We start from the raw sequence: 9,410 nt of genomic DNA on the forward strand, positions 1-9,410 counted from the left end.
AAACTGAGAGATGACATGATTAATGACGATAGAATTATTGCCGACCTACAAGAACTTGAAGCCTTTCTTGTTGCGATTGAAAGCGGAATGATGGGATTAAGCAACGCCGCCGGAGTTGTATTGGCAACCAATAATAGCGATGGCCGACGTTTTGTCGCCGTGCTTGATGATGATAATCAGCTCGTCTTGGGCCGCTGGGTAACTGAAGAGGTTTTCCACTCAGGACAAGATATGGTTCGTCACGGACCTAAGCGCAAACATTAATCGTTGCCCAATGTCAGTAATAGCGCTAAATCGATTCGGTTGTTATTACTGACACCTTTGAGGACTAACATTAAGAGCTAAAATTAAATTCCCGTTATCTTTCCCATCAGTCAGGTCCCAACCTGATTCAAAAACACTCATTCGCTTTTATTCCCTCATTACACGAAAACAAATAACACTTTATAATCATAATCTTAAATAAAAACTTTATTGTTGAACATACTGCCAATATCAACTTTTTATTGTACCACTCACAATATACGGTACGACATTCATTGATTTATAATCAAATTTTCATTAGAGTTCTAAGTGATTTTATACTGATACATTACCTAACAAAGGAAAAATCATGGATCCCATACTGGAAGTTAAGGGACTGTATAAAGTGTTTGGAGAAGACACACAACGCGCTTTCGATATGATCGAAAAAGGCGCGGACAAAGATGCAGTGTTTGAGAAAACAGGATTAACCATAGGTGTTAATGACGTCTCGCTCAGCATCAATGAAGGTGAAATCTTCGTCATTATGGGCCTTTCTGGTTCAGGCAAATCGACTCTAGTCCGTCTACTCAATCGTCTCATCGAACCCACTAAAGGCAACGTATTATTCAAAGGTAAAGATATTGCCCACATCACTGATGATGAGCTACGCGAAGTGCGCCGCAATAATATTTCGATGGTATTTCAAAACTTTGCCCTAATGCCACATATGACGGTAATCGAGAACGCAGCGTTTGGTTTAGAGCTTGCCGGCATAGAAACGGATGTGCGCAAAAAATCGGCGTTTGAGGCACTTGAACGCGTAGGCCTTGATGCTTATTGCGACGTGTTTCCAGACGAGCTGTCTGGCGGTATGAAGCAGCGTGTCGGCTTAGCACGTGCCCTGGCTTGTGACCCAGATATCTTATTAATGGACGAGGCGTTTTCAGCGCTTGACCCTCTGATCCGCACGGAAATGCAAGATGAGCTGATCCGTCTACAAAACGATGATAAACGTACCATCGTCTTTATTTCCCACGATCTCGACGAAGCGATGCGTATTGGTGATCGCATTGCGATTATGCAAGATGGCGACGTGGTACAAGTCGGCACACCTGATGAGATTTTAAACCAACCTGCCAACGACTACGTGGCCGCGTTTTTCCGTGGCGTTAACGTCGCCAGTATCCTTACCGCGAAAGACATTGCTCGCAAGAACCCGGCCGCTGTATTCAAAAAGTCTGAGCACGATGGTCCAGCTTCGGCGATGCAGATATTGATGGATAATGATCGTGAATACGGCATTGTTGTTGATCGCAGCAGTCGCTATTCGGGCATCGTGTCAGTTGACTCTCTGCGCGCCGCGCACAAAGAGAATCGCTCTCTAACCAGTGCGCAGCTCGATGATGGCATTACACTCGAACCAACCCAATCAATTAATGACATTCTAGGTACCGTTGCAGGCGTTCCCTACTCCGTTCCTGTTGTCGACGAGCAAGGTACTTACTTCGGTGTCGTAACCAAGTCACGATTATTGCAAACGTTAGATAAGGATTAGCGCCATGTCATCAGAGCAAACAAACAATGACCCATGGTCGCAAACTACCACGCAACAAAGCGACCCTTGGGGACAAGCGTCAACTAGTAACGCACCAACTAACGATTGGTTAACTAGCGAGACGGTTGAACAAGCCCCATTCGATATCATGAATCCGTTCCAAGACGCCGTACTGCCGTTAGACACTTGGGTTGAGTCTGGTTTGAACTGGTTAGTTGACCACGGTCGACCAGTGTTTCAGGCAATTCGTGTGCCGATCGACTTCATTCTGACATCATTTGAGACGGCACTGGTCTCGACACCAGCGCCATTTATGTTGGTATTTTTATTTCTTTTAGCTTGGCAGTTTTCGAACCTACGACTTGGCGTCGCAACGTTCGTATCACTGGTTTTTATCGGCCTAATTGGCGCTTGGTCACAAGCAATGACCACCCTCTCGCTGGTAATGACTTCGGTGTTTTTCTGCCTATTGATAGGCTTGCCACTCGGTATATGGCTCGCTCGTAGTCATACCGCCGCTAAGATTATCAGACCAATACTCGACGCAATGCAAACAACCCCAGCGTTTGTCTACTTAGTACCGATTGTGATGCTATTTGGTATCGGTAATGTTCCTGGGGTGGTCGTAACGATTATTTTCGCCCTGCCACCCGTGGTGCGATTGACCATCTTAGGCATCCAACAAGTGCCAGAAGAACTGATTGAAGCGGGCCACTCTTTTGGTGCTAGCAGTAAACAGATGTTGTATCGCATTCAGTTACCACTCGCACTGCCGACCATCATGGCTGGTGTGAACCAAACCTTGATGCTGTCGCTATCAATGGTCGTTATCGCGTCAATGATCGCTGTTGGCGGGCTTGGACAAATGGTATTGCGCGGTATTGGCCGCCTAGATATGGGACTTGCTGCCGTCGGTGGTTTAGGCATTGTCATTCTTGCCATCCTACTTGACCGTATTACCCAAGAGCTAGGCGCAAATGCAGGTAACACCAAGCTTCGTTGGTACCACACAGGTCCAGTTTCATTCGTCATCAAATTACTCACTAATCAGAATGAACCTCAAGTTACACTTAAGGAGAAAACTAAATGAACAACTCATGGAAGACAACACTGACAATCAGTGCACTCACACTAGCAACAAGCGTAACGGCAAATGAATTGCCGGGCGCTGGGGTAACGGTTCAACCTGTACAATCATCCGTTGCTGAAGAGACGTTTCAAACTTTAATTGTAAATCGAGCTTTAGAAGAGCTCGGCTATGAAGTTCAACCAACCAAAGAAGTCGACTACAACGTTGGCTACACCTCAATTGCTAAAGGTGATGCCACTTTTCTTGCGGTAGGTTGGTTCCCACTGCATGCCGACAAATACACCATGTCGGGTGGTGATGACAAGTTTTCACGTCAAGGCCAGTATGTCAGTGGCGCTGCGCAAGGTTACTTAATCGATAAGAAGACCGCAGACAAATACGGCATTACCAACATCGGCCAGCTGAAAGATCCTAAAATTGCCAAACTGTTTGATGCTAATGGCGACGGTAAAGCAGATTTAACCGGTTGTAACCCGGGCTGGGGTTGTGAGCTGGTTATCGAAGAACAATTGAATGCGTTTGAACTGCGCGACACCGTAAGCCACAATCAAGGTAATTATGCCGCGATCATCGCCGATACGATTTCGCGTTATAACAAAGGCGATTCGATTTTATACTACACATGGACACCATATTGGGTGAGTGGCGTACTTGTCCCTGGAGAAGATGTTGTTTGGCTTGAAGTGCCATTTTCTGCACTACCGGGCGAACGTAAAAATGTCGATACCACGCTGGCCAATGGCAAGAACTACGGTTTTGAAATGAACTCTATGCGTATCGTTGCTAATAAAGAGTTTACTCAAAACAACCCAGCCGCGGCCAAACTGTTCGAAATCATGAAGCTTAATATTAATGATGTCAGTGCACAAAACATGATGATGAGCCAAGGTAAGAATAGCTCTTCTGATATCGAAGCGCACGTCAATGGTTGGATTAAAGCAAACCAACAGCTATTTGATTCGTGGGTGAAAGAAGCCAAACAAGCTGCACTATAAAGCTCAGTAATACATAACATCGAAAGGGAGCGCTCATTAGCGCTCCCTTATTATTTTAAACGACAAAGAGTCAACAAATTAATGCGTTGGTGGCGTGCCTTCACCATTAGACACCACGGCATCAATCTGAACAGCAGCGCCTAATGGAATGTCTGAGACACCAATGACGGTTCTTGCTGGTAAATCACCGCTAAAAAAGCCCGCGTATATAGTATCAATCGCAGCCAAGTCTGCCACATCCGTCAATTGGATGTTGATCTTAACGATGTCGTCCATGTTATGACTGATGCTTTCAACAATCGCTTTGATGTTGTTAAGACACTGTTTAGCTTGCTCTGTTACCCCACCCTCTACCAAGGCACCACCATGGGTTTTCACTGGCAATTGCGCAGTAAGGTGGTTGTAGTGAGAAAAAGCGACAGTTTGCGTCGAAAGCGGGCAAATTGGTGCATCAACCGTGTTGTTGGTGCGAATCACAATGCCGTGTCGGTCCTCGATTTCTTGAGGCGGCGTGCCGTCACCATGAGAGATAGCAGCATCAATTTGCACCAACGCTCCCATCGGCAAGCCATTCGCTTTGATCACCGAACGAGCTGGCATATAACCCACTGTGCGTGCAATGGAAGAGTCCGGGAAGAAGGTCGTGTAAACCTGGTTAACGGCTTCTAAGTCGGCCAAGTCGGTTAGATAAATGTTCGCTTTGACAATGTCGTCAAACGGCACATCAATGCTCTCCATAATGGTCTTAATATTTCGCAGACATTGGGCTGTTTGCGCTTTAATTCCACCGTCAACGATTTTGCCAGTAGTCGGACAGATAGGTAGCTGAGCACCAATATTATTGTAGTGAGAGAAGGCAACCGTTTGAGTTGACCACTGGCTAACAGGTGCATTATCACTATTTCTTGATAGTTTAATTAAATCACACGGGGCTTGCGGCTTGGTTCCTTCACCATTCGAGATGAGCGCGTCCATTTGAATTAGAGCGTCACCATGTGGCAATGCTGCAACTTCAACCACAGTGCGTGTTGGTAACTGAGTATCAAAATAAGCGTCATAGGCTTCATTTACTGCCGCTAAATCGGTCATGCTTTTAACAAAGACATTAATTTTGACCACATCATCCATCACATGGCCAATGCTCTCGACAATCGCTTTGATATTATTCAGACACTGTTTGGCTTGATCTCGGACATCACCCACGACTATTTCACCAGATTGCGGGTCTAAGGGTAGTTGAGCAGAAATATTGTTGTAGTGAGAAAATGCAACACTCTGGCTTGATAGCGCATTGATCGGTGCCTGCTCAGTATTTCTTGATACTTTGATAATTTCGCCACTCATTGAGATAGGTATCCTTAAATTTTTAAGACAATATAACTTTGTCTTTAGTAGGGTTATTGGGATAAGTGGCGCCATAGTAAGAGATAGGATTAGACGTGAGTGTGATAAAACTCAAATTAAAAATGCACCGACGTTGGCTAGATGGTACGGATAATTAGTCACTGAACGACTAAATATCCGCTGGTGATCAGCGAATCATAAATCGCAACAGGCTGATGTCACTAAACATCCCCACAAATTGAATTTAACCCGGCATTTTTCTTAGTCGCAGTGCCTGACTTTGATTCAGTTTTGATATCAAGCTCACATCGTCAAGCGGATTTTGAGGTGATTGGTCTTATCGCCCTGCTTGTTAAGCCGTGATAACTGCATAAAGCCTTGATCATCAACAATATTGCAAACTAATGCGAATAGCCATGACAATTTGTTAATGAGTAGATAACAGACAACGGACTTATTTTCGGAGCAAAAAAATTCCTACGGGAGTCTCATTTAATGCTGTAACTCACTATTGGATAAAAACGTGTTTCTAGTTGGCCTAGTGAATGTCCAGAAGTCACACAGGATTACCGCCTTTAGCGACTAAATTTCTACTACGTTTTTTCTTGATAGTGATAAAATCTTCACATCACAATTATCGAGAGCATCTATGTTTATCCATCATGTAAACGGCATTGACTGGCTGGTAATTACCGCCTTTGAAGAACTGAAACCTCTATTTATTGAAGAAGCTGGGTCTATTCCCGCTTACTTCTCTAGCACCAGTGAATTGAGCCTGATTGATCAAGCCAAGCGCACTTATGGATATTTGCCTACACTCAGCGGCGTCATCACCGACACTGGCACTTTTCAAAGCCAGGATAACGAAGAAGATTTGAACCCACAGCTTGCCTGTCTAGTTGAGGGGCGTGGTCGGGTGTTTATCTATCACGGTGGCTTTGTGGCTTTTGTGGATGACGAGCAAACCTTTATTACCCGAATGGATTGAACGTTATTCAATACGTTGAGAGCGACGACTTAGCGCTAACCGTTCAATCCGCAAGCGTTTCGATTATTAAAAGGGGCAGAGACTTGCTAGCGGTGTTCACACAGGCACATCCTTGGACAAAAATGAACCCACACAGTTTCGTCAAAAACGAACTTCTATTCTATAAAGATACGCGATAAATTTTAGTTATTATTTTTATAAAAAATCATAATTTTTCTTACTGTTAATTGATCCTTATACTTTTCCACATCGACACAAGACACGAAACAAATAATCAAATCAGTTTTTGGAGAAAGTTATGAAAATGAATCACGTTGGTATCATGGTTGGCGATATGGACAAAGCTGTAGAATTCTACACTAAAGCGTTAGGTCTTCGCGTTGTTATGAACAACACTAAAGTAATCGAAGAGCGCGAATCTGCAATCGGTCGTATGTGTATTGCAGTATTTGGTGAAGGCTTTAAAGGCTTCAACATTGCTCACTTAGTAACAACAGATGGTATTGGTGTTGAGCTGTTCGAAATGGTTGACCGTGAAGAGCGTCACAACGTTGACTTCTCTCGCCTAGGTATCTTCCACTTCTGTCTACAACTACCAAAAGAGCAATTTGAGTCAGCAATCAAACGCGTAGAAGAGTTTGGCGGTAAAGTGCGCATGGATATTCACCGTTACCACCCAGAAGATGATTCTAAGCAAGCACAAATGGTTTACCTAGAAGACCCGTTTGGTAACCTATTTGAGTTCTACTCGCACTCTTACGAAGACACTTACGCTTCTGATTACGAGTAATTCTTTCACTCGCTAAGTAAAGATTATCAATGCCCACTAGATATTTGATCTCGTGGGCATTGTTGTTCTACTGTCTAAATAATTCATCGATGCTGACGCTATTGCAGAGGCAGCCTCGCGACCAAAAATGAGATTCTCTTCAGCAAAGACCGAATCAGCTCAAGTAGTATCTATCATTCGAAATGTACGCAGCGGATATATTAGAGAGCCCACCGCTTGTATGAACAGAATCGGCTCTATCCATCTAGAGTTCGAACTAAATATTAGAAATCAATTAATAACTAAAAGTATGGAAAATCGCTTAGTTTTGTATCCAGTTTTGATGGTGCAAATCGCCTCGGGTCGTTCAAAAATATCATTGCCCAATTTGCGAACGACCCAAATTTCCATTTCAGCACTTATATATGATTATGCATGTCGTTAACCCCTTGATGTAACAAATCGTCACTTTGTGAAGTATCTGATTGATGATCATCGAGTCCTTCCGGCAGATTCTTATCACGATGATGGTCATCTATAGTATCGAGCAATGGGTCATGGGTAGATTCGCCATCCAAATGAGAAGAGGCATCATCTAAGGAGTGATCGATTATATCTTCAACTATTGGCAAGTTGTGTCCCGATAATTGCTCGTCACTAGTAGGCACTTGGCTATCTGGGACGCCAACCATGTCTAAATAATGATCGATAGGCTTTATCTGGGGAGCCGATTGATGATTTAGACCATCAACCAATACATTCATATCCGAACTATTAGCCATTCCATCCGAATCATCGAGAATATCGACCGTAAACTCGTCCACTACATCTTCATGTACAGCCTCATCGTGCTGTACCGGTGGAGCTGGCGATAAAGATGCTGGAGTCAGAGTCATATCCATAAGATGAGTAGACATTTGGTTATGACCACTATGACCGTGAATATAAGTCACATCTAAATCCACTTTAACATCTACATCTGAAGCATGAACGTCATGATAAACAACCTTAAAAATATCATGGTGCTCTTCCGTAATTGTTTGTCCGGCAACATGCGTGCCACCCGCTGCCTTTATTCCTTGTACCGGAGCAGTGTTGTAAATGTACTCGACATGTCCGGTTGCAGGATCAATTGTTAACGTTCCATAGTCACCCTGAAGACTTGTCACAGTATGACCATGACCATCATCTATACCCCAACCACCCGAGCCAGAGGCTTGCGGGTTAAGCTGTTGCAATAACGGTGGTACCAATATAGTACCTGAAATATGGGTCCCAATAGAGCCACCACCCGTAGGCTTAGGAGGCGTTTGGAAGCTCATAGAAGGCACTGGTGTTGAGGAATCACTCACAAAAAGTGGGTTATTTGAACTAACAGCATTACCAGCTCGATCTTCTGAACTGACAAGCACATCGTGGAGACCGCCTTTTAAAGATTGTACTTCAGTAGCATCGATATCTACCGACCACAAACCATTGCTAATTACAGTTTGATGGTTATTTCCCCCAATAGACACAGTAACGATTTGACCATCCTCGATACCATTTGCTGTTCCATCTATAGTTAAAAGGTGCCCATGCTCAACAGAATCAATGATGTTATCTCCTGCAATTGGGTTTACATGCAAGTCAGATTGTGTGTCCACGGTCAAATCTAAAGGTGCCGAAGTACCCAAGATTGATGATGGTGAAACGGCTATCGCAGATAACGAATGTACTGCGTCTACCATATGAGGCAAATCAGCCTGATAATGACCAGCAGCATCAGATACGACCTTAGCTACCAATGAATTTCCGTCATGGATCTCAATAACAGAGAAAGGGATCTCCGATGTCCCATTTACGGTTGGGGTATTGTCGTGAGTTAAGTGATCATGTTCAGACACACCGGTATCACTAGTCATATCAAGATCCAAAGTTACGTTATTCGTCAATGGTAATGATGAAGTATGAATATTAGGACTTACTGTTGATAATTGTGGCGGAGCAACCACATGACTGTGAATCTGGTAACCTGTTGTACTAGAAGGCGTTAGAGCCGATTGCACATCAAATGTAATATATTTAATGGATTCAGCTCCGTGATTATCGGTTACGCGCACTTCAAATACATCAGAACCACTGTAGGTATTAGTCGTTGAATCATATGACATTCCCACTACCGTCGATCTCGGTACATAGTTGTACCCACCCGTTTGAGAGTTAACTATTAGCTCACCAAAGCTACCACTAGACTGTACAACCGAGAATTGATGTGTATCACTTGAGTCAACATCCGTTTCGGTTAAATGACCCGATGCATTATCAACGGGTTGAATCGATAGTAGCGGCGCATCATTGGTACCAGTGACCACAATATTCAATTGTTGAACGTCAGTGGCGCCATGGCTGTCAGTCACAGTGACGGGGATAGTTAATGGCAG

The 9,410-nt window shown here is 43.9% G+C and carries 8 protein-coding genes and 1 pseudogene; 7 read left to right on the plus strand and 2 right to left on the minus strand.

Annotated features, from left to right (window positions below; all coding sequences use genetic code 11):
• Positions 1 to 15 precede the first annotated feature (15 nt).
• The 4 genes from BS19_RS18410 (at position 16) to proX (ending at position 3,886) form a co-directional block, all read left to right on the plus strand.
• Complete coding sequence (locus tag BS19_RS18410; protein ID WP_038177341.1) at positions 16 to 264, plus strand: hypothetical protein; 249 nt, start codon at positions 16 to 18, stop codon at positions 262 to 264.
• A 349-nt stretch (positions 265 to 613) separates the two neighbouring features.
• The gene (gene proV, locus BS19_RS18415; RefSeq protein WP_038177342.1) at positions 614 to 1,801 is read left to right on the plus strand and encodes a glycine betaine/L-proline ABC transporter ATP-binding protein ProV; all 1,188 of its coding nucleotides are present in this window, start codon (positions 614 to 616) and stop codon (positions 1,799 to 1,801) included.
• A gap of 4 nt (positions 1,802 to 1,805) precedes the next feature.
• Positions 1,806 to 2,891: a glycine betaine/L-proline ABC transporter permease ProW gene (gene proW / locus BS19_RS18420; protein ID WP_038177344.1), complete on the plus strand. Its 1,086-nt coding sequence runs from the start codon at positions 1,806 to 1,808 to the stop codon at positions 2,889 to 2,891.
• Positions 2,888 to 3,886 (plus strand): glycine betaine/L-proline ABC transporter substrate-binding protein ProX, encoded by a 999-nt coding sequence (gene proX / locus BS19_RS18425; RefSeq protein ID WP_038177345.1) that lies wholly within the window; start codon positions 2,888 to 2,890, stop codon positions 3,884 to 3,886. The genes proW and proX overlap by 4 nt, the downstream gene beginning before the upstream one ends.
• Positions 3,887 to 3,964: 78 nt before the next feature.
• On the opposite strand, the gene BS19_RS18430 is transcribed toward proX, so the two are convergent.
• Positions 3,965 to 5,230, minus strand: coding sequence for a RidA family protein (locus tag BS19_RS18430; RefSeq protein ID WP_038177346.1), 1,266 nt, complete (start codon positions 5,228 to 5,230; stop codon positions 3,965 to 3,967).
• 649 nt (positions 5,231 to 5,879) lie between these two features.
• On the opposite strand from BS19_RS18430, the gene BS19_RS18435 reads away from it, so the two are divergent.
• The 3 genes and pseudogenes from BS19_RS18435 to BS19_RS20665 all read left to right on the plus strand — a co-directional run.
• Positions 5,880 to 6,218, plus strand: a complete 339-nt coding sequence (locus BS19_RS18435; protein ID WP_038177348.1) for a hypothetical protein — start codon at positions 5,880 to 5,882, stop codon at positions 6,216 to 6,218.
• Between the two features lie 298 nt (positions 6,219 to 6,516).
• Positions 6,517 to 7,008: a VOC family protein gene (locus tag BS19_RS18440; protein WP_038177349.1), complete on the plus strand. Its 492-nt coding sequence runs from the start codon at positions 6,517 to 6,519 to the stop codon at positions 7,006 to 7,008.
• Positions 7,009 to 7,090: 82 nt separating this feature from the next.
• Positions 7,091 to 7,270, plus strand: a pseudogene (locus BS19_RS20665) (IS110 family transposase); the annotation flags it as partial.
• A 136-nt stretch (positions 7,271 to 7,406) separates the two neighbouring features.
• Here BS19_RS20665 and BS19_RS18445 read toward each other — a convergent pair.
• The coding region (locus tag BS19_RS18445; RefSeq protein ID WP_038177350.1) for an Ig-like domain-containing protein at positions 7,407 to 9,410 on the minus strand (2,004 nt) is incomplete at its 5' end.

This window comes from Vibrio pacinii DSM 19139 (assembly GCF_000711795.1).
GTDB lineage: Bacteria > Pseudomonadota > Gammaproteobacteria > Enterobacterales > Vibrionaceae > Vibrio > Vibrio pacinii.